The organism is Aeromonas molluscorum, from assembly GCF_051376105.1.
Lineage (GTDB): Bacteria > Pseudomonadota > Gammaproteobacteria > Enterobacterales > Aeromonadaceae > Aeromonas > Aeromonas molluscorum.
Genome location: NZ_JBPQCY010000002.1, coordinates 1154113 through 1174603 on the forward strand (window position 1 = coordinate 1154113; position 20491 = coordinate 1174603).

Here is a 20491-nt window from a genome sequence, read left to right on the forward strand (position 1 = left end):
CTCACACATCCGTAGGCGGGACCCGGGCAGTATAGCCCCTCATCTGTTCAAATTAACAGCAGCTCGCCTGCTTGTGAACCGGTTCCTGTCACCCATCTGGGGTAAGCTGATAGCCAATAGCGTGCTCGAGCCGGGCCATGCAAGGGAGAAAGGTTGATGATCAGAGCCATGACTGAAGCGGATGTGGCACCATTATCCCGTCTGTTTCAAAAAGGACGTCGCCAGACGTTTCATTGGGTAGATCCTTCGCAATTTGCGTTGGAAGATTTTACCGAGCAGATCAGCGGCGAGCAGATCTGGGTCGCAGAGCAGGGGGGCACTCCCTGCGGTTTCATCGCCATCTGGGCGCCAGACAGTTTCGTTCATCATCTCTATGTTTCCGCCGATTGGCATGGTCAGGGGATGGGGCGTGCCCTGCTGGAGAAGGCACTGGCCGAGTTGCCCAGACCCGCTTCCCTCAAGGTGGCCATCAATAATACCGCCGCCATTGCCTTCTATCGGCGTCTCGGCTGGGAGCCGACCGAGGAGACGGGATTGTGCGAGGTCACCGGGCCCTGGCGCAGGCTCTGCCTCTATTGATCCATAAGGGTCGGTGAGCTCATCGGCCATCCATGGTTTCAACAATGAAGAAGGGCTGCCCTGAGGCAGCCCTTCTCTTATCTTGATGGAGCCAATGAGCTGGCCCCTGGGGGAGCTCAGAGCGTTTCACCGTTGCTCTTTATCACCCCTTGGTACCAGTGGAAGCTCTGCTTCTTGCTGCGCGCCTGACTGCCGCTGCCATCGTCGTGCTTGTCCACATAGATGAAGCCGTAGCGTTTGCGATACTCCCCCGTGGTGAAGGAGACGCAATCGATGCAGCCCCAGGGGGTGTAGCCCATCAGTTCGACCCCGTCCTCAATCACCGCTTTCTTCATCTGCGCGATGTGGGCGCTGAGGTATTCAATACGGTAGTCATCTTGTACCTCACCGCTTTCACTCGGCATATCCAGGGCGCCGAAGCCGTTCTCGACGATGAACAGGGGCTTGTTGTAGCGCTCATAGAGAATATTGAGGCTGTAACGCAGGCCGACCGGGTCTATCTGCCAGCCCCAATCCGATGCCTTGAGGTGCGGGTTGGGCACCCCGCCCTCGAAGCCTGACAGCGCGGTGCCACTGCCCTGGTGGTGGGCGCGTACCGCATTGCTCATGTAGTAGCTCAGGCCGATGTAATCGACGCAGCCCTCTCGCAGTATCTGTTCGTCACCGGGCTCCATGGCTATCTGGTAACCCTTGCGCTGCCACTCCTTGCGGATATAGCTCGGATAGGCGCCACGCACATGGACGTCGCTGAACAGAAAGCGCTCGCGCATCGCTTCCTGGGCATACATCACATCGTCCGGATGGCAGGAGTAGGGATAGAGGGGCACCATGGCTATCATGCAGCCAATCTGGAAGGCGGGATTGATCTCATGGCCAAGCTTGACCACCTGGGCACTGGCCACAAACTGGTGGTGCAGTACCTGATACATGCACTCTTCCGGATTGGGTTCCTGGTTGTAGATAACGCCAGAGCAGCAGTAGCCAAACAGGGGGGAGCGCCAGTTACGCTGGTTGTTGATCTCGTTGAAGGTCATCCAGTATTTGACCTTGTGCTGATAGCGGCGCAGTACCGTCTCGCTAAAGCGCACGAAGAACTCGACCAGCTTGCGATGCTTCCAACCACCGTACTCCTTGACCAGGTGCCAGGGCATCTCGAAGTGGGAGAGGGTAATGACAGGCTCTATGCCATGCTTGAGCAGCTCATCGAACAGGTCGTCATAAAATTGCAGGCCCTGCTCGTTGGGAACCAGCTCATCGCCCTTGGGGAAGATGCGCGACCAGGCGATGGAGGTGCGGAAGCACTTGAAGCCCATCTCGGCCAGCAGGGCTATGTCCTGCTGGTAGTGGTGATAAAAATCCACCGCCTCATGGTTGCCATAGTGATAGCCGGGCAGTATGCCGTCGGTGATGACCCTGTCGACCCCATGAGCACCACTCGATAGCACGTCGACTATGCTGGGTCCTTTGCCGCCCTGATCCCAGGCCCCTTCCACCTGATGGGCCGCTACTGCGCCGCCCCACAGAAAGTCTTTTGGTAATCCTTGCTGTTTCATTGGCTTCTCTCTCATCAAGGCCCGAATAAGGGCATGGCATGGTTGTTCCTCGCCGAACTATCGGTAAGAGCCCCATGATTGGGCGCGGTTCTGGGCGAGGTGCGATGGCTGATGGTAGCAAAGCAAATAACAAAGTCACGATATAACGAAATAGGTCATCAGTGATTTGTCACAATGAAAAAACAAGCTGTTTTAGGCGGGTGGATTGGTCGTCAAACGGCGGCCTATGGTCTCAAGGATATAAACGACGGGAACTTGAGTTGTAATATTGTGGTTCTGGCCGATGAGGAGTTGTGGCATATGGTAGGAGAGGTTAAAGTCTGCCAATTTGGCAAGAGAACAGGTTTCACTATTAGTGATGCTGATTATTTTGCATTTGTGAAAACTGAATTTTTGCGCCAACTTCAACATGTCCGGTGTTTCCCCCGAGACAGAGAGAATAATGGCGACCGCCTTGTTGAAGGTGTCAGTGCTAATAGGGTAATAAGGGTCATCGATATGGTTGCTGAACTTGCCGACGTTGGAGAAGAATCTGGCGCCATATTTTCCGAGGGAGCCCGAGGTGCCGACCCCGACAAAGAGCACTCGTTCGGCATCTGAGATAAGGGCGGCGGCCTGGTCGATCAGCGTCTCGAACTCGGGGTTGTTGATGCTCTTGAAGAAACTCATCAACTCATTGACCCCGAAGCGGGTAACTGAGCCAGTGTCTTGCTCCAAAGAGAGCTTGAAGCGGATCCTGAACTCGGAGAAACCGCTGCAGCCTAGCTTCTTGCAAAAGCGCAGCACTGTGGTGGTCGAGACCCCGGCAGCCTCTGCCAGCTCACGGATCCGCATATAGGGGACCTGTTCCCTGTGCTTGATGACGTAGTGATACACCATCAGCTCCAGCTCGTTGAAGGTGGAGAGGGAGACATGATTGAACATGATGAAAACCGCCGAGTCGCTATCAGGAAAACCAAGATTTTGCATGATGACAACCCTAATGCCCCTTGTAAATCTTAACCTGCGTCCCCTGGTTGGGCGACGTTAAGGCGGCGTCAGGTGCCATCAAGCCTATCTCTTCCCGCTGTGCACAGTGATCAGTATTGAATCATGGGTAGGCAGCCATGTATTTACATGCAGTCACTGGATTGACGATATATGTTTATGGCGGTTTGTGTGTTTTTTCCTATCAGGGGGAGGAGGCTTGGTTTTTTATATTTCCTGTGATTAAAAATATATTAAAAAGACAATGGCTTTATTATTTCTATTTGTTGTCACTCTGACTGGGGTGTTAAGTATTTGAACTATTTTTTAGCTTGATATTGGCGCATCACTTCTTCACCGATATTGATGGTGCGGACAGACGATGACAAGGCGAGCATATATGACTCAAACCAACGGTCTCCGGGCTAGGGAAACCGGTGGCGGGGGAGTATCTTGATGGGATAACGCAGCAAGATGCAGCAGATTTTTGGAGTGTGTATGGACCGACTGGGCGCCATGGAAATATTCGTACTTGTGGTCGAAACCGGCTCCTTCTCGGCGGCGGCTCGTCGGCTCAATCTGGGCCAACCTGCCGTCTCCAAGATAGTGGCGCAGTTGGAGGCCAGACTCGGGGTTAGGCTGTTGCTGCGCTCGACCCGGCGCCTGACCCCGACCGAGGCGGGTGAAGCCTATTACATCAGCGCCCAGCGGGCGCTGGAAGATATCAAGGAGGCGGAGGCCCAGGTACAGGCGTCGGGGCTTGGTCTCTCTGGGCGCCTGCGGATCAGCGCGCCCGTGACCTTTGCCAGGGTGCATATCATCCCCCATCTGGACCGTCTGTTGGCGGCGCATCCACAGCTTGAGATTGACATAGTGCTAAACGATCGCAACGTGGATTTGATTGCCGAAGGGATAGATGTGGCGCTGCGGCTCGGGGATCTGGACGATTCCGGTCTGGTGGCCCGCAAGCTCAGCCGCTGTCAGATGAAGGTGCTGGCCACCCCGGACTACTTTCGAACCATGGGCAAGCCTGGGACGCCCCAGGAGATATTGCACCATCAGGTGGTGGTCTACAGTCTGCGTCAGGGGGGCGGGCAGCGCTGGTTGTTTCGCCGCGCCGAAGAGCAGGTGCAGCTGACGACCCGGGGGCGACTGACTGTCTCGGCCGCCGAGGGGCTGCGCGCCGCCATCCTGGCCGGACTGGGACTTGCCATTACATCGGAATGGATGTTTGCCCCCGAGCTGGCCAGGGGGGAGGTGGTGACCGTGCTCGACGATTGGCAGTTGCCCGCCCTGGATCTCTGGGCGATTTATCCCTCTGGGCGACTGATGAGCGCCAAGGCTCGCGCCTTTGTCGATTTCGTTGCCGCCCTGCCGAGCCTGGCGGGATCCCGGTCGGAGTGGGCGAGTGACAAGGCCAGCCAGACGACCATCCATTCCCAGGAGGAATAACTGTTATCGGCTGCGAGCCTCTACTGCGGGCGAGCCTGACTCACTAGGCTATGCATCATAGCGGCCGTGCTCAGGCACGGCTCCCGTTCAACCCATCGTCAGGGTACAGGTCATGAGAGTCACAGAGCGTTCTGCGGGTTTGCCCGCATCAGGGGTCAGCGGGCGTCTCGTCTTCGCCATGGCCATGGCATGCGGTCTGGCCGTTGCCAACATCTATTACAACCAGCCCATGCTGGAGGTAATTGGCCGCCACTTCCCCGGCCAGACCGCCACGGCACTGATCGCCATGCTAACCCAGCTGGGGTATGCCGCCGGCCTGCTCTTTCTGGTGCCGCTCGGGGATCTTGTTGAGCGGCGCTGGCTCATCGTCGGCCAGTTTGGCCTGATTGCCATCGCCTCCGCGCTTGCCGCCACGGCAAGCAGTGCCTGGATGCTGGTCGTGGCCTCGGCCCTGCTCGGCATAGGCGCCACCGCCGCCCAGCAGATAGTGCCGGTGGCAGCCTCTCTGGCACCCCCCGCCCGGCGCGGTGCCATCGTGGGCAGCGTGATGAGTGGCTTGCTGAGCGGTATATTGCTCAGTCGCACCCTGGCGGGCTTTGTGGCCGCCTATGCCAGCTGGCGCACCATGTTCTGGCTCGGCGTGCCCCTTGCCTTGCTGGGCGCCGCATTGATGGCCAAGATGATCCCTCTGGGTCTGGCTCGTACCCCCATGAGCTATGGCGCCCTGCTGGGTTCGCTGGCCTCCCTCTGGCGCCAGGAGCCAAGATTGCGCCAGGCGACCCTGACCCAGGCCGCCCTGTTTGCCTCTTTCAGTGCCTTCTGGACTGTGCTGGCGCTCTATCTGGCACACTCTGATTATCGGCTGGACGCCGATGCCGCCGGGCTCTTTGGCGTAGTGGGAGCCGCCGGTGTGCTGGCGGCGCCATTGGCAGGACGGCTGGCCGATCGGCTGGGGGCCAGGCCCGTCATCATGACGGGGGCGCTGCTGACGCTGCTCGCCTGGTTGGTTTTTGAGACCTGGCTCTCCCTCATCGGGCTCACCGTCGGGGTCATCTTGCTGGATCTGGGGGTACAGAGTGCGCTGATTGCCCATCAGCATCTTATTTACGGGTTGAGGGAGGAGGCCAGAGGCCGGATCAATACCCTGTTCATGGTTGGCATGTTCCTCGGCGGCACCTTGGGTTCGAGCGGCGCCATGCTGGCCTGGCAATACGATGGCTGGCTGGGCGTCGGCTATTTTGCCGCCCTGCTGACGCTGGTCGGCTTGCTGCTGGCCGCCGGTAAAGCCTGCAAGGCGGCGCAAGCCGCGAGTCACTGAGGTCAATCAGGCTGTCGATGGGATCGCGGCCAGCACCTATTAAGGGGCCTTCCGTTCGGATTGGAGTCTCTCCCTTCGTCGGCGCGTGCGGCCACCCCGCACCATCCAGACGCCATCGGCATCATGACTGGGAGCGCGGCCAGGAGCCGCGCCTTGGGGGATCCTGTTTCGCTCGCCAGATGCTGGCAATGTTCGACGCCGCTGACACTGCGCGGTCGAGATAGCGTGTTGTCTGTTCGTTAACGTACATATCCAGGGCAGTGGTCCTGATAAGATCACATCGTCCCGTAGCAAGTCGCCAAACGATGAAGACCCGTTTTGCCGAGCTTTAAACGCTCTCTTTCTTGCCCGTGCGGTCAGTGACAGGCTGGCTATCTTTTCGCCATGGTCTAAGTGCGAGCCGCCAGGGAGTCTCTATGGCAGACAAGAGAGCACCGCCCAATATGGGCACAGTCGTCTCGGTGCGTGGCAGTGTCGTGGATGTCTGCTTCGAACAACAGTTGCCCCCCATCCACTCCTTGCTGAGGATTGGGGCCGAGGGTGAGATAGTCATCGAGGTGCAGGCGCAGCTGGATGCACAGCGAGTACGTGGTATTGCCCTGACGCCCACCCAGGGATTGGCGCGGGGCGCGCTGGTGAACGACAGTGGTGGACCCTTGCTGGCCCCGGTCGGTCAAGAAATCCTGTCACGAATGTTCGATGTCTTTGGTCAAGCGATTGATCGTCTTCCTCCCCCTGCCGTTACCTGGCGCAGTGTACACAACCCCCCTCCGGCATTGGCCCGTCGCTCGACGCAGCCCGAGATTTTTCTCACCGGGATCAAGCTTATCGATGTGCTCATGCCCTTGGAGCGCGGCGGTAAAGCCGGTCTGTTCGGCGGTGCTGGCGTTGGCAAAACGGTTCTGCTCACCGAGATGATCCACAACATGTTGGGTCAGCATAAAGGGGTCAGTATCTTCTGCGGGATCGGCGAGCGCTGTCGCGAGGGCGAGGAGCTCTATCGCGACATGAAGGCCGCAGGCGTGCTCGACAACATGGTGATGGTATTCGGGCAGATGAATGCTCCCCCGGGGGCACGATTTCGGGTCGGTCATGCCGCGCTGACCATGGCGGAGTATTTCCGTGATGACGAACACCGTGATGTGCTGTTGCTTGTCGACAACATCTTCCGGTTTATCCAGGCCGGCATGGAGGTCTCCGGGCTGATGGGGCAGATGCCTGCCCGTCTTGGCTATCAACCGACCATGGGCACTGAGCTGGCCCAGCTGGAAGAGCGGATCGCCAATACCGATACCGGTGCCATTACCTCTATCCAGGCCGTGTATGTGCCCGCGGATGATTTCACCGATCCGGCCGCCGTGCATACCTTTTCGCATCTCTCCGCATCCATAGTGCTGTCGCGCAAACGGGCGAGCGAAGGGCTCTATCCGGCCATCGATCCCTTGCAGTCGAACTCAAAAATGGCAACGCCGGGCATCATAGGTGAGCGTCACTACGCCCTGGCACAGGAGGTCCGTCGTACCTTGGCGCAATACGCCGATCTCAAGGACATCATCGCCATGCTGGGCCTCGAACAGTTATCCAGTGAGGACCGCAACGTGGTGGCGCGCGCCCGGCGACTGGAGCGCTTCCTGACGCAGCCGTTTTTCACCACGGAACAGTTTACCGGCATGCAGGGGCGCCAGGTCAGCCTGGATGATGCGCTGGATGGCTGCGAGCGTATTTTGCGCGATGAGTTCAAGGATCTCCCGGAGAGTGCGCTCTATATGATCGGTGCCATCGACGAAGCGCACCGCAAACAAGCCGACAGCGACAAGGAGAATTCGGAGGCTCATGCGACTAACAACAGGAATTTGCGCCTTTCCCCATGGTGCAGCAAATAGCGATTTTGCTGGCGCTCAGTGCGGGGCTGTTTGATGCCATCCCACTGGGCAAGATGGGTGAGGCCGAGCGCGCCGTGTGCGAGGCCGCCGATCAGCTATCCCCTGAACACAGTGCCCGTCTGGAAAGCGCCGACGCCATCGCGGATGAGGATCGCACCCAGATAGTTGACCTGGCGCGGCAGGTGCTCGCCCAGTTCCTGCCGGCTGACGAGGGGAGCGAATGAGTAAAACTGCCGCCAACCTGCGCCGCCAGATAGCCAGTGCCCGCGATCTCGAATCTGTCGTGCGGACGATGAAGGCGATGGCCGCCTCTAGCATTGGTCAGTATGAGAGTGCGGTGCATTCACTGGATGATTATGACCGCGCGGTTCAGCTCGGCCTGGTTGCCAGTTTGCGCCAATGGCAAGGGGCAGGTCGGCCTGCCGACGAGCAGGAGAGTGGGCCTGTGGGGGCGGTCGTCTTCGGTTCCGATCAGGGGCTGGTCGGGCAGTTCAACGAATCCTTGGTTGAGTTTGTCAGTGAAACCCTGGATAAGCTGCCGGGCGCCAACATCATCTGGACAGCGGGCGATCGGATCCGCTCACGCCTCGATGACAGTGATTTCACCCTGGGACGGGCCTTTCGTCTGCCCAGTGCCATCTCGGCGATCAGCGCGCTGGTCAGCGACATCCTGATCGAAACCGAATCCCTGCGCGAGCGCGGAGATGTCAGCAGGATCCTCGTGTTTCACAATCGCCCAAAGTCAGGATCGCTTTACGAGCCAATCTGTCAGCCACTGCTCCCCCTCGATGCCACTTGGCAGCAGGCTTTGGTGGCCCGCCGCTGGCCGACAAAGCAACGGCCCGAATTGCTCGATCGCAACCTGACCACCCAGATGGCCCTGATCCGTGAGTATCTTTTTGTCTCTTTGTATCGTGCATGCGCCGAATCGCTCGCGAGTGAAAACGCCAGTCGCCTGGCCGCCATGCAACGCGCCGAGAAGAACATTGGCGAGCTGCTCGATACGCTTGAGAGTGAATTTCACCGTCTTCGCCAAGGGGCCATCGACGAAGAGCTGTTCGATGTGATCTCGGGGTTCGATGCGCTGCCTGATAGCTAAATACGGGTTATCGACCCTTCAACCGACAGCGAGTGGCCCCAATTCGCCAGTGCCGGACATGACAAAGGGAGCCGCATCATGATGCGGCTCCCTTCTGGCTTTATGACGGGGTGTGTACCCGTGACTTTTTAATGGTCAAGCGGCGGCGGGGGGGGGGAATTGCCAGAGACGGGTATGTGATGCGCGCTGTTGGGCCAACTCGCAAAAAGCACAAAGGGTTAGCTTCTAAATGAACTTAACCATTTGTTTTATATGGCTTAGTAAGCAGTGGTTAAACCTGTGGCCTTTGCACTGACGAAGGACTGCGCAAGGCGATGGGGAGCATGGATCAGATGATGGAAGAGGCGATGCGGTGACGACTCATCGAGATGACTTCCACATTGGCGCTTAAACCCAAGGTTTAGGGTGCGACACCGAATCCGCCTCGGGAGCGATGGTTGCCTGTCAGAAAGCCTTGAGTGTAGCGGTCACTTGGGGCTGGGGGAGGGGTGGCGGATGTAGGAAACAACGCCCCATTTTTGCCAGCAGGAGTGACCATTAGAAACCTATTGCTCCCTCACAACTTAATAGTAATAATTATCATCCTTTTTTTTATGAAGATCCGGAAGGCCTCGACAAATGTTTCGCATCCCCATAGTGCAGCTTGTACTTCTTGCCCAGATAGCCCTAACCAGCTGGATGGCACAGGCCGCCACCCCCGTTGAAGTGGAAGATGTGATGGGCCGCAAGGTCGCCCTCAGCCTCCCGGCAAATCGCATCGTGCTCGGTTTCTATCCCGAGGATTATCTGGCCGTGGCCGGTGAGGGTGGCGCAGATCGCCTGGTGGGCATGTCCCGTGGCTGGTTCGTCAAGTCTCGCCCCGCCATCTGGTCTCTCTATGTCGCCAGCCAGCCGCAACTGGCCAAGGTGCCCGACCTTGGCAACGTGCAGGATCAGAGCTTCTCCATCGAGAAGACCCTGGCGGTCAAACCCGACCTGGTGATCCTGGCCCAGTGGCAATACGAAGCCCTCGGCGCGGATCTGCCACGCCTCGAGCAGGCGGGCATCCCGGTAGTGGTAGTGGACTACAACGCCCAGACCCTGGCCCGCCACATGGCGAGCACCCTGCTGCTTGGCAAGGTGACCGGCCAGGAGGCCCGTGCCCAGAAGATGGCCGACGAGTACAAGGCCACCATCGATACCATCCGGTCGCGCATCGCCGCCGCGAAGCGCCAGCCGCCCCGGGTCTACATCGAGCTGGGGGACAAGGGCCCCGCCGAGTACAGCTACACCTATGGCAAGGACATGTGGGGCGCCATGGCCCTGCTGGCCGGCGGTGACAACATCGCGGCTCCCTTCGTCGATCGCTGGGGCCCCATACACCCTGAGCAACTGCTGGCGAGCAAACCCGAGGTGATCCTGATGGCGGGCTACGAGAGCGTCAGCAGTGCAGAGGCGATGCAGGTCGGTCAGGATGTATCTGCCGAAACAGTGCGCCAGCGTCTGGCAGGCTTTGCCGCCCGTCCGGGCTGGCGCGAGCTGCCCGCCGTGCAACAGGGTCGCCTCTATGCGGTCTACCACGGCGCTACCCGCAGCATCATGGATGCCGCCCTGATCGAATTCATGGCCAAGGCCTTCTATCCCGACTTGTTCCAGGATCTCGATCCCCTGGCCACCTATCAGAACTTCTACAAACACTATCTGCCGATCCGTCCCCAGGGCACCTTTATGCTGGGAATCAAGTAATGGCAGGTTAAACCTGACGGGCCGGACTTTCCCGACCCGAGTCGGGAAAGTCTCTCTTCGTCATCCCTCTTTAACCCTTGCGGGCGCTCCTTGAGAGTGCCCGTTTCAGGATGGTTATCATGAATGATTTGGCTGCCCTCCAGCAGACCCTCATCCGTCAACGGCAACGGGAGCGCCGCCGCTGGCACTGGTTGGCACTGCTGACCCTGGTACTGTGCATCACCCTGGTGCTCGATATTGCCACCGGCCCCTCCCTGCTGCCGCTGGGAGAAGTGGTCGATGCCCTCTTTTCCCCCGCCCAGGCCGATCCCATGACCCGCACCATAGTCCATGACATGCGCCTGCCCATCGCCCTGATGGCCCTGGTGGTCGGCGCATCGCTCGGGCTTGGCGGCGTCCAGATGCAGACCCTGCTGGACAACCCCCTGGCCAGCCCCTACACGCTGGGGCTTGCGGCGGCAGCGGGCCTGGGCGCGGCGCTGGCGCTCTATACCGGCGGGCTCGGGTTGCCGCCCCTGGTCGCCATTCCGGCCGGTGCCTTCATCCTGTGCATGTTTGCCGCCAGCCTCTTGTTTGGCCTTGCCATGATGCGCAACGTCAGCAGCCAGACTCTGATCCTGGCGGGCATCGCCCTGCTGTTTCTGTTCCAGTCCCTGCTCTCCCTGCTGCAGTTTCTCTCCTCCCCCGAGCTCAACCAGCAGATCATGTTCTGGCTGTTTGGCAGCCTGATGCGCACCACCTGGGATGCCCTGACCATCACGGCTGCTGTCACTCTGATCTGCACCCTGCTCATCTACCGGGATGCCTGGGCCCTCACCAGCCTGCGCCTCGGGGAGGCCCGGGCCCGCAGCCTCGGGGTCAACGTGGACAGGCTGCGCATGAAAACCCTGATCCTGGTCGCCCTGCTCACCGCCACCGCCACCAGCTTCGTCGGTATCATCGGCTTCGTCGGCCTGGTAGCACCCCACATCGCCCGCATGCTGGTGGGGGAAGATCAGCGCTTCCTGATCCCGCTGTCGGCCCTGTGTGGCGCCTGCATGTTGTCGGCCGCCTCCGTGCTCTCCAAGTCCATCGTGCCGGGCGCCCTCTTTCCCATCGGCATCGTCACTGCCCTCATTGGCGTGCCCTTCTTCATCTGGCTTATCCTCGGCAGGGGGCGTAAACGTGCTTGAAATATCCCGACTCTCCCTCTCTCTCGGCCAGCAGACCCTGCTGCGGGATCTCAGCATCACCCTGCACCCGGGCCAGGTCCATGTGATCATTGGCCCGAACGGCACCGGCAAGACCTCGCTGCTGCGCACCCTGTTTGGCGAACTGACCCCGGCCGCCGGCGAGATCAGCCTGGCCGGGCAATCGCCGCGCCAGATGACGATGACCAAGTGGCGTCAGCAATTTGGTTACATGCCCCAGAACATCCAGCTGGAGTTGGACCTCAGAGTCATCGAGGTGGTGGTGCTGGGGCGCCTCGATAGCCTATCCATGCGCCTCGCAGACGAGGACATCCTGGCTGCCGGCCGCGCCCTGCAGGCCCTTGGCATCGCCCATCTGGCCGATCGCCCCCTCTATTCCCTGAGCGGGGGCCAGCGCCAGATGGTGCTGTTCGCCCAGGTGCTGCTGCGCGATCCCCGCATCATGATGCTGGACGAGCCGGTCAGCGCCCTCGACCTTCACCACCAGATGCAACTGATGGAGCACCTCTGCCAGCAGACCCGGGAGCAGCAGTGGATCACCCTGGTGGTGCTGCACGATCTCAACCTGGCGGCCCAGTTTGCCGATCAGCTGATCGTGCTGGCGGGGGGCGATCTGCAAGCCTTCGGCCCCCCCGCCCAGGTGCTCGACGCCGCCCTCATCGAGCGCCTCTATCAGGTGCCGGTGCAGATAAGCCACGATCAGAGCGGCATCCCCTTCCTTCGCACCGTGCGCAGACAATCATGATGTGTCCGAGAGCGAGGTGCTGGCCGCGGATCGCAAGCGGTGCTCAGGCCTGCCAGGTTGCCTTGTCGATACTCGGCCCCCGGGTGAACAGAGCATGAGCCGCACCTCCTACTGGCGGGACTGGCAGGGCATGAGCCCGGCTGCCCGCCTGCTCATCATCAATGGTCTGGCGTTCAACCTCGGCTTCTACATGATGCTGCCCTTCCTCGCTCAGCACATGGGCAGCGGGCTTGGCCTTGCCGGCTGGGCCTGCGGTCTGGTCATGGGGGCGCGGGTGTTCAGTCAGCAGGGGCTCTTTTTGCTGGGGGGAACCCTTGGGGATCGCATCGGCTATCACCCCGCCATTGTTTGGGGTTGCCTGGTGCGCTCGGCCGGGTTCGCGCTGCTGGGCTGGGCCGAATCCCTGCCCATACTGCTGCTGGCAGCGGCCCTGACCGGCTTTGCCGGGGCCCTGTTCACCCCCTGCGCCCAGGCCTATCTGGCGAGCGAGTGCAGCGCGCCTAGTCAGCGTCAGCGCGCCTTCGCTCTGCACAATCTCGCCAGTCAGGCGGGCATGCTGCTCGGCCCCCTGGTCGGCCTCACCTTGACCCAGCAGAGCTATGCCCTGACGGGGCTCTTGGCAGCGAGCCTGTTCGCCCTGCTCGGGGTGCTTCAATATCGGGTGCTGCCCAAACGCCCAGTAGACACCCACACTCCGCGCGGCGCCATCCTGCGCCAGTGGGGCACCATAGTGCGCCAGCGCCCCTTCATGGTGTTCACTCTGCTGGCGGGCAGCTATCAGGTCCTGTTCCATCAGCTCTATCTGGCATTACCTGCACACATCCAGAGCCTGCCAGACGCTACCCATCTGCTCGGCGGCGTTTTCACCCTCTCGGCCGTGATAGGCGTCCTGCTCCAGCTGCCGGCGTCCCGTCTGGTGGAGCGCCGCCTGGGGGTGCCGCTCGCCATGGGGTTGGGCATCGGGCTGATGGGGGCCAGCTACTTATCCTTGCCGCTGCTGGCTCCTTGGCCTGTCCCTGCGGTACTGCTGCAAGTCACCCTTCTCTCTATCGGCTCCATTCTCTGCTTCCCGCTGTTTGCAGCCCAACTGCCCCGTTACGCTCCCGCGGCTCAGTTGGGTAGCTACTACGGTTTCTATGCCAGTGCTGGCGGCTGTATGGCGCTGCTGGGTAATTTGCTGATTGGATTCATGCTGGGGGACGCGGGATCTCGACCTATCGTCGCTATCTGGGGGCTTCTGGGGTTGATTGGCCTGGTAGCTGGATTGGGTTTATACCGCCATCTGCGGGTACCGCCCAACGAGGCCACATCTCTCACCTTCCGATAGTACCTAGCGCTGCGAGGGAAACGGCGATCTGGGGCTGCTGCCGCTGCCCCAAGAAGCATTGAAAAAGCCCAACTGATGTCATCGCTTGGGCTCTAAACAAAAGTGGCGCTCTTTCTCTCTCCCTGAGACCAGATCCCACCCTCGGCACCGTACTGACTATGTTCCCGAGCAAAGCGATAGTGCGGCGTTGTCGCTTAAACCGCTTGGCTACCGCGGATGGTCTTAGCTACTGCCATTCAAAACGGGTTTAGCGAGCAAAACTATGCGCGAGATTTGGCCTAACGAGTGCTAGCTCATACGGGTTGAAAGGCTGGCCATCGAACTGACTTACTGGAGCAACGTCGGGCCAAAATAGTAGGATATATTTCAGGACAGCTGGGAGTTGGCCGATATTGGCCAAGAAAGAATGAACATCGTTCCTCCACACCCAGTAGGCTGGCAAACAGCACTGCCGCCGTGCGCCTCGGCAATGGCCTTGACCACGGCGAGCCCGAGCCCGCTGCCGCCGCTCTTGCGCGAACGCGACGGATCCCCCCGGCGAAACGCATCGAAGATATGGGCTGCAACCTCCTCGCCGATGCCGGGCCCCTCGTCTTCCACACTCAGGACGCACTGGGTATCTGAGCGATACAGACGCACTGTCAGCAGGCCCGGCACCCCATGCTTCTGGGCATTTTCCAGCAGCGCCATCAGTGCCTGACGGATACGAAGTGCATCGCAACAGACAAAGAGCTCGCCATCGAGCTCCCCCTTGAGGGTGAAACCGCTGGCGGCCAGGGGGGGAGCAAACGCCTCGAGCACAACGGCAAGCTCGTCGGCCAGCCGGACCTCTGTCCGTTGCAACTCCAGGTGGCCGCTGTCGTTGAGGCTCAATACCCGCAAGTCTTCGATCAGGTGGGTGAGTCCCTCCACCTGACGCAGCAAGCCTTCGAAGAGTTCACGTTCTGGCAAAAACACCCCTTCGGCCAGCCCCTGCAAGCGGCCACGCAAAATGGTCACCGGGGTGCGCAATTCGTGGGCGATGGCGGCATTCCAGAACTCCCGCTCGCGGGTCATGCTTTGCAGCTGCTCGGCCATGGTGTTGAAGTCCCGCACCAGTTGTGCCGTCTCCCCGATTGCCTGTTCATCCATCGGTACCCGGGCATCGAGTTTGCCTTCTGCCACCTCTCGCAAGCTGTTCGCCACCAAATTGAGCGGGGTCAGGATGCGGCGAGAGAGACGCACCGCCACGTACAGCGCCATCCCCAATGCAATGAGAATGGTCGAGCCGATCCAGATCATCTCGACCCTGGAGGGCATCCAGCTCTCGGAGATGCTGCCAGGCACATAAGTCACGGCAATGGCGTAGAACACATAGGTGCCGATCACGGCGAGGGAGATGATGCCGAGCGCCATCAGTCCCAGGGAGCGAATGATCTGCCTGCGCAGGCCGGGTGCCGATGTCATGTATCGCCCCCGAAGCGATAACCGACACCCCAGACACTGACCGGCCCCCCCTGGATGCCGTGCGCCTCGAGCTTCTTGCGCAACTTGCTGATGTGGCTGTCCACAGTGCGCTCCTGGGTATCCCCCTCCGGCAGGCAGTGGGTCAGCAGTTCGGCGCGGCTGAACACCCGCTTCGGCGCCCGCATCAGGGAGGCGAGCAACTTGAACTCGGTCAGGGTCAGATCCAGCAGCTGTTGCCCCTCATCGCGGCAAAGGCTGGCCTCGTGGCTCTCAAGATCGATCTGGAAGGGGCCGACCCGCAGCACCCGGGCAGTGGCCTGTTTTGCCGCCTGGCTGCGTCTGAGCACCGCCTGTACCCGCGCTACCACTTCGGCCGGGTTGAAGGGTTTGACCACATAGTCATCCGCCCCCATGCGCAGCCCCATCAGCTTGTCGAGGTCCTGATCCAGGGCAGTCAGCATGATCACCGGCGTGTCGCCACGGGACCGGATCTCGCTGAGCACCTGCCAGCCATCGAGCCGTGGCATCTGCACATCCAGCAGCAGGAGATCGGGTTTGAATCTCTGGTGCATATCCAGGGCTTCGCGGCCATCGGCGGCATGCAGGGTACGCAATCCGTGACGTTGCAGGTAGGCGGCGAGGATGTCGGCGATCTCGGCTTCGTCCTCTGCGATCAGTACCAGTGACTGGGCCGCCGGGCTGGCGGAAGCAGGAAGATACGACATGGTCGGACTCGAAAATGGTGGGGTTGAACTTTATCACCGCCTCCATGGATTCTCCACAAAGCCTCGAATCATTCGCAATAGCCTCTCTCCATAATGCCCGCTCGATGTGCTCTCGCGGCAACACCATGCCGGGGAGACGGCTTAACGAGGTGAATGGATGATGTTTATCAGACGGCGGTATGCGGGCGTCCTGCTCGCAGTCATGACCGTATTCGGGTTGGCGGGTTGCGATGGGGCGCCGCAGGCGCAGGACACGCCGGCCCCCCCTCAGGTATCTGTGATGACGCTGGCAGGTCAGGATCTTGTCATCAGCGAGGATCTGCCCGCCCGGGTGGCTGCGGTGCGCAGCGCCGAAATTCGCGCCCAGATAAGCGGCATAGTGCAGCGCCGCCTGTTCGAGCAGGGCGCCGAAATCAATGCAGGCGCCGTGCTGTTCCAGATAAACCCGGCCCCCTTCAAGGCGGACGTCGACAGCGCCGCCGCCGCATTGCAGCGGGCCGAGGCCGTGCTGGCCCGCGCACGCATCCAGATTGACCGCCTGGTACCGCTGCTGCGCACCGACGCCATCAGCCGCCAGACCTATGACGACGCCGTCTCCCAGCGGGATCAGGCGGCCGCCGACGTGGCTCAGGCCAAGGCTACCCTGGCCCGGCACCAGCTGAACCTGCAATTTGCCAGCGTGGAGGCTCCCATTGCCGGGCGAATCGATCAGGCGCTGGTGAGCGAAGGGGCCCTGGTGTCGCCCACCGATGCCACTCCCATGGCCAGGATCCAGCAGATCGATCAGGTCTACGTCGATGTGCGCCAACCGGCCTCTGTGCTGGACGCCCTGCGCCAGCAGGCAGGGTCGGCGGCGCCTGAACTGACGGTGGCGATCCTCGGCAGCGATGGCAAGCCGCTCGACATGCAGGGGCACATCCTCTTCTCCGGCATCGAGGTGGATGCCGGGACCGGCGACGTGCTGCTGCGGGTGCTGGTGGACAATCCCGAGCGGCGGCTCTTGCCCGGCCTCTATGTGCAGGCGCGCATTCCCCGTGCCCGCTATGTCAACGCCCTGAGCGTGCCCCAGCAGGCGGTAGTGCGCACATCGGGCCAGACCAGCGTGTGGGTGCTGGATGCCAATGGGCAGGCACAACAGATAGCTGTCACAACCGGTGAGCTGGTGGCGCGCCAGTACCGCATCGCGTCCGGGCTCAGCGCCGGACAACAGGTGGTGATCGAAGGGATAGACCGCCTGACACCGGGTATGCAGGTCATTGCCCACCCCTGGCAACTCCTTGTTGCCGGCCAGCAAGCTGGTACCCACACCCGCTGAATCGGAGACATTTTCATGCCGCAGTTTTTTATCCATCGCCCGGTGTTTGCCTGGGTGATCGCCCTCTTCATCGTGCTGGCGGGGGTCATCGCCATCCCCAAGTTGCCCATCTCCCGCTATCCCTCGGTGGCGCCTGTGTCGGTGACCCTCTATGCCACCTATCCGGGCGCCACGCCGCAGACCCTGAACGACGCTGTGGTGAGCCTGATTGAGCGCGAGCTGTCTGGGGTCAAGAGCCTGCTCTACTTCGAGTCGTCGGTGGACGCCTCGGGCAGCGCGCAGATCACCGCTACCTTCAAGCCGGGCACAGACCCTGAGCTGGCCCAGATGGACGTGCAAAACCGCATCAAGGGGGTCGAACCTCGCTTGCCACAGGCGGTGCGGCAAAACGGCCTGCAGGTGGAGTCCGCCTCATCCGGCTTTCTGATGATGGTCGGCATGACCTCGCCGGATGGCCGCTTCGATGAAATTGCGCTGAACGACTACATGGCGCGCAATATCGTCCAGGAACTGCGCCGCATCGACGGCGTGGGACGGGTGCAGCTGTTCGGCGCCGAGCAGGCCATGCGTATCTGGGTGGATCCGGGCAAGCTCGCCGCCTTTGGTCTGACCATAGGCGAGGTGGCGCAGGCCATCGAGCAGCAGAACGTGCAGATAGCGCCGGGGCGCATCGGCGACGAACCCACCCTGCCGGGGCAGCGCCTGACGGTCCCCCTCACGGTAGAGGGGCAGTTGACGACCCCAGAGGCGTTCGCCGCCATCGTGCTGCGGGCCGGCGCCGATGGCGCCAAGCTGGTGCTGGGTGATGTCGCCCGGGTCGAACTGGGGGCACAATCCTACGGGTTTTCCAACCGCGAGAACGGGGTGGCCGCCACCAGCGCCGCCATCCAGCTCTCCCCCGGTGCCAACGCCGTGCGTACCGCCGATGCGGTGCGCACCCGTCTCGCCCAGCTCGCCCCCACCCTGCCGGCGGGCATGTCCTATTCAATCCCGTTCGACTCGGCTCCCTTCGTCAAGGTCTCCATCGACAAGGTGATCCACACTCTGCTGGAAGCCATGGTGCTGGTGTTCCTGGTGATGTTCCTCTTCCTGCAGAACCTGCGCTGCACCCTGATCCCGGCCATCGTCGCTCCCATAGCGCTGCTCGGCACCTTCGCGGTGATGCTGCTGGCCGGCTTTTCCATCAACTCCCTGACCATGTTCGGCATGGTGCTGGCCATCGGCATCATTGTCGACGACGCTATCGTGGTGGTGGAGAACGTCGAGCGCCTGATGGCCACCCAGGGGCTCTCGCCCAGGGAGGCGACATCGCGGGCCATGAAGGAGATCACCGGGGCGGTGATCGGCATCACCCTGGTGCTCACGGCGGTGTTCATCCCCATGGCGTTCGGCAGCGGCTCCGTGGGGGTCATCTACCAGCAGTTCACCCTGTCGATGGCGGTGTCGATCCTCATTTCGGCCTTCCTTGCCCTGACCCTGACGCCCGCACTCTGCGCCACCTTGCTGCGCCCTGTCAGCCCGAGTCATCATGAGAAGCGCGGCTTCTTCGGTGCCTTCAACCGGGGGGTCGAGCGACTCACGGCGAGCTACGGCGCGCGGGTGACTTGGCTAGTCGGGCGCAGCGGACGCATGATGGCGGCCTTCATCGCCCTCTGCGCCGTGCTGGCCATCGCCGCCGCCCAGCTGCCCTCCTCTTTCCTGCCGGACGAGGATCAGGGCTACTTCATGACCTCCATCCAGTTGCCGACCGGCGCCACCAGCGAGCGCACCCTGGCGGTCATCAAGGAGTTCGAGGCCCATGTGGCCTCTCGTGAGGCGCTGGGCACCAACCTGGTGGTGCAGGGCTTCAGCTTCTCCGGCGCCGGCCCCAATGCGGCCATGGCCTTCACCATGCTCAAAGATTGGGATCAGCGTCATGGCGCCACGGCTGCCGAAGAGGCAGAGCTGGCACAGGCGGCCATGGCCAACAGCAAGGAAGGCACAGTGATGAGCCTGCTGCCGCCCGCCATCGACGAGCTGGGCACCTCTTCGGGTTTCACGCTCTTCCTGCAAGACAGGGCCAACCAGGGGGAAGCCGCGCTGCTGGCCGCCCAGGCGCAACTGCTGGCGCTGGCGGCCCAAAGCGAGGTGGTGAGCGATGTCTATCCCGACAGCCTGCCCCCCGGCGAGAGCATTCACCTCGAGATCAACCGGCAGAAGGCCGAAGCCATGGGGCTCTCGTTCACCAGCGTGAGCAGCACCCTGTCGGCGGCGATGGGCTCGCTCTACGTCAACGACTTCCCCAACGGCGGGCACATGCAGCAGGTCATACTGCAGGCCGACGCCAAGGCGCGCATGCAGCTCGATGACGTGCTCGGCCTGCGGGTGCGCAATGCCAGTGGCGGCATGGTGCCCCTGCGGGAGGTAGTGACGCCAACCTGGCGCCAGTCGCCGCAGCAGATGATGCGCTTCGAGGGCTTCCCCGCCGTGCGCCTCTCCGGGAGTGCCGCCCCCGGGGTTTCCAGCGGCGCCGCCATGGCGCAGATGGAGCGGCTGGTGGCACAGCTGCCGCCGGGCTTCGCCCTGGCCTGGACGGGGCAATCGCTGCAGGAGCGCCAGTCGGCGGCCCAGGCTCCCATATTGATGCTGCTCTCGGCGCTGGTGGTCTTCCTGGTGCTGGCGGCGCTCTACGAGAGCTGGTCCATCCCGCTCTCCGTGATGCTGGTGGTGCCCCTGGGCCTGCTCGGCGCCGTGGCGGCGGTGATGCTGCGAGGCATGCCCAACGACGTCTTCTTCAAGGTGGGCATGATCACCATCATCGGGCTGTCGGCCAAGAACGCCATCCTCATCGTGGAGTTTGCGCGCCAGTTGCACGGCGAAGGGCGCCCGCTGCTCGAGGCCGTGGTGACCGCCGCCCGCCTGCGCCTGCGCCCCATCCTGATGACGTCGCTCGCCTTCACCCTCGGCGTGGTGCCGCTGATGCTCGCCAGCGGCGCCAGCGCGGAGACCCAGCATGCCATCGGCACCGGCGTGTTTGGCGGCATGATCAGCGGTACCCTGCTGGCCATCTTCTTCGTGCCGGTCTTTTTTGTCTTCATCATCGGGGGGCAGAAGCGCCTACAAGCCTGGCAGACCCAGCGAGTGCACAGCGCCAAAATGCACAAAGGGTTAGCTTCACCAAGAAGCTAA

Annotated in this window: 14 protein-coding genes and 2 pseudogenes; 12 read left to right on the top strand and 4 right to left on the bottom strand. The window is 61.6% G+C overall.

Annotated features, from left to right (window positions below):
- Window positions 1-156: 156 nt before the first annotated feature.
- Entirely contained in the window at window positions 157-579 is a 423-nt protein-coding gene (locus ACSMDR_RS15985; protein ID WP_005906398.1) for a GNAT family N-acetyltransferase, read from the top strand.
- A 116-nt stretch (window positions 580-695) separates the two neighbouring features.
- Here the strand turns inward: ACSMDR_RS15985 and ACSMDR_RS15990 are convergent, their stop codons facing one another.
- Window positions 696-2132: a 6-phospho-beta-glucosidase gene (locus ACSMDR_RS15990; RefSeq protein ID WP_436468873.1), complete on the bottom strand. Its 1437-nt coding sequence runs from the start codon at window positions 2130-2132 to the stop codon at window positions 696-698.
- Between the two features lie 192 nt (window positions 2133-2324).
- Window positions 2325-3101 carry a MurR/RpiR family transcriptional regulator gene (locus tag ACSMDR_RS15995; protein ID WP_436468874.1) on the bottom strand — a complete coding sequence of 259 codons (777 nt, stop codon included), beginning with the start codon at window positions 3099-3101 and terminating at the stop codon, window positions 2325-2327.
- Window positions 3102-3596: 495 nt separating this feature from the next.
- Between ACSMDR_RS15995 and ACSMDR_RS16000 the strand changes: the two genes are divergently transcribed.
- The 9 genes and pseudogenes from ACSMDR_RS16000 (at window position 3597) to ACSMDR_RS16040 (ending at window position 13837) form a co-directional block, all read left to right on the top strand.
- Window positions 3597-4550, top strand: coding sequence for a LysR family transcriptional regulator (locus ACSMDR_RS16000; protein ID WP_436468875.1), 954 nt, complete (start codon window positions 3597-3599; stop codon window positions 4548-4550).
- A gap of 184 nt (window positions 4551-4734) precedes the next feature.
- A pseudogene (locus ACSMDR_RS16005) lies at window positions 4735-5766 on the top strand (MFS transporter); the annotation flags it as partial.
- A 518-nt stretch (window positions 5767-6284) separates the two neighbouring features.
- A pseudogene (gene atpD, locus ACSMDR_RS16010) lies at window positions 6285-7667 on the top strand (F0F1 ATP synthase subunit beta); the annotation flags it as partial.
- A 68-nt stretch (window positions 7668-7735) separates the two neighbouring features.
- Window positions 7736-7975: a hypothetical protein gene (locus ACSMDR_RS16015; RefSeq protein ID WP_436468876.1), complete on the top strand. Its 240-nt coding sequence runs from the start codon at window positions 7736-7738 to the stop codon at window positions 7973-7975.
- Window positions 7972-8850: a F0F1 ATP synthase subunit gamma gene (locus tag ACSMDR_RS16020; protein ID WP_436468877.1), complete on the top strand. Its 879-nt coding sequence runs from the start codon at window positions 7972-7974 to the stop codon at window positions 8848-8850. The genes ACSMDR_RS16015 and ACSMDR_RS16020 overlap by 4 nt, the downstream gene beginning before the upstream one ends.
- Before the next feature lie 618 nt (window positions 8851-9468).
- A complete protein-coding gene (locus tag ACSMDR_RS16025; protein ID WP_436468878.1) occupies window positions 9469-10575 on the top strand; it encodes an ABC transporter substrate-binding protein in 1107 nt (368 codons plus the stop codon).
- Window positions 10576-10694: 119 nt separating this feature from the next.
- Window positions 10695-11747 carry a FecCD family ABC transporter permease gene (locus ACSMDR_RS16030; protein ID WP_436468879.1) on the top strand — a complete coding sequence of 351 codons (1053 nt, stop codon included), beginning with the start codon at window positions 10695-10697 and terminating at the stop codon, window positions 11745-11747.
- Window positions 11740-12510: an ABC transporter ATP-binding protein gene (locus tag ACSMDR_RS16035; protein WP_436468880.1), complete on the top strand. Its 771-nt coding sequence runs from the start codon at window positions 11740-11742 to the stop codon at window positions 12508-12510. The genes ACSMDR_RS16030 and ACSMDR_RS16035 overlap by 8 nt, the downstream gene beginning before the upstream one ends.
- Before the next feature lie 94 nt (window positions 12511-12604).
- Complete coding sequence (locus ACSMDR_RS16040) at window positions 12605-13837, top strand: MFS transporter (RefSeq protein WP_436468881.1); 1233 nt, start codon at window positions 12605-12607, stop codon at window positions 13835-13837.
- Between the two features lie 366 nt (window positions 13838-14203).
- On the opposite strand, the gene ACSMDR_RS16045 is transcribed toward ACSMDR_RS16040, so the two are convergent.
- Window positions 14204-15283, bottom strand: a complete 1080-nt coding sequence (locus tag ACSMDR_RS16045) for an ATP-binding protein (protein WP_436468882.1) — start codon at window positions 15281-15283, stop codon at window positions 14204-14206.
- Window positions 15280-16008: a response regulator gene (locus ACSMDR_RS16050; RefSeq protein WP_436468883.1), complete on the bottom strand. Its 729-nt coding sequence runs from the start codon at window positions 16006-16008 to the stop codon at window positions 15280-15282. Before ACSMDR_RS16050 ends, ACSMDR_RS16045 begins: the two co-directional genes overlap by 4 nt.
- Before the next feature lie 157 nt (window positions 16009-16165).
- On the opposite strand from ACSMDR_RS16050, the gene ACSMDR_RS16055 reads away from it, so the two are divergent.
- A complete protein-coding gene (locus tag ACSMDR_RS16055) occupies window positions 16166-17323 on the top strand; it encodes an efflux RND transporter periplasmic adaptor subunit (RefSeq protein ID WP_436468884.1) in 1158 nt (385 codons plus the stop codon).
- Between the two features lie 15 nt (window positions 17324-17338).
- Window positions 17339-20491, top strand: coding sequence for a multidrug efflux RND transporter permease subunit (locus ACSMDR_RS16060; protein WP_436468885.1), 3153 nt, complete (start codon window positions 17339-17341; stop codon window positions 20489-20491).

Coding starts and splice junctions, on each gene's coding strand:
- ACSMDR_RS15985 (WP_005906398.1), top strand. CDS start 157: ATGATCAGAGCCATGACTGAAGCGGATGTGGCACCATTATCCCGTCTG.
- ACSMDR_RS15990 (WP_436468873.1), bottom strand. CDS start 2,132: ATGAAACAGCAAGGATTACCAAAAGACTTTCTGTGGGGCGGCGCAGTA.
- ACSMDR_RS15995 (WP_436468874.1), bottom strand. CDS start 3,101: ATGCAAAATCTTGGTTTTCCTGATAGCGACTCGGCGGTTTTCATCATG.
- ACSMDR_RS16000 (WP_436468875.1), top strand. CDS start 3,597: ATGGACCGACTGGGCGCCATGGAAATATTCGTACTTGTGGTCGAAACC.
- ACSMDR_RS16015 (WP_436468876.1), top strand. CDS start 7,736: ATGGTGCAGCAAATAGCGATTTTGCTGGCGCTCAGTGCGGGGCTGTTT.
- ACSMDR_RS16020 (WP_436468877.1), top strand. CDS start 7,972: ATGAGTAAAACTGCCGCCAACCTGCGCCGCCAGATAGCCAGTGCCCGC.
- ACSMDR_RS16025 (WP_436468878.1), top strand. CDS start 9,469: ATGTTTCGCATCCCCATAGTGCAGCTTGTACTTCTTGCCCAGATAGCC.
- ACSMDR_RS16030 (WP_436468879.1), top strand. CDS start 10,695: ATGAATGATTTGGCTGCCCTCCAGCAGACCCTCATCCGTCAACGGCAA.
- ACSMDR_RS16040 (WP_436468881.1), top strand. CDS start 12,605: ATGAGCCGCACCTCCTACTGGCGGGACTGGCAGGGCATGAGCCCGGCT.
- ACSMDR_RS16045 (WP_436468882.1), bottom strand. CDS start 15,283: ATGACATCGGCACCCGGCCTGCGCAGGCAGATCATTCGCTCCCTGGGA.
- ACSMDR_RS16050 (WP_436468883.1), bottom strand. CDS start 16,008: ATGTCGTATCTTCCTGCTTCCGCCAGCCCGGCGGCCCAGTCACTGGTA.
- ACSMDR_RS16055 (WP_436468884.1), top strand. CDS start 16,166: ATGATGTTTATCAGACGGCGGTATGCGGGCGTCCTGCTCGCAGTCATG.
- ACSMDR_RS16060 (WP_436468885.1), top strand. CDS start 17,339: ATGCCGCAGTTTTTTATCCATCGCCCGGTGTTTGCCTGGGTGATCGCC.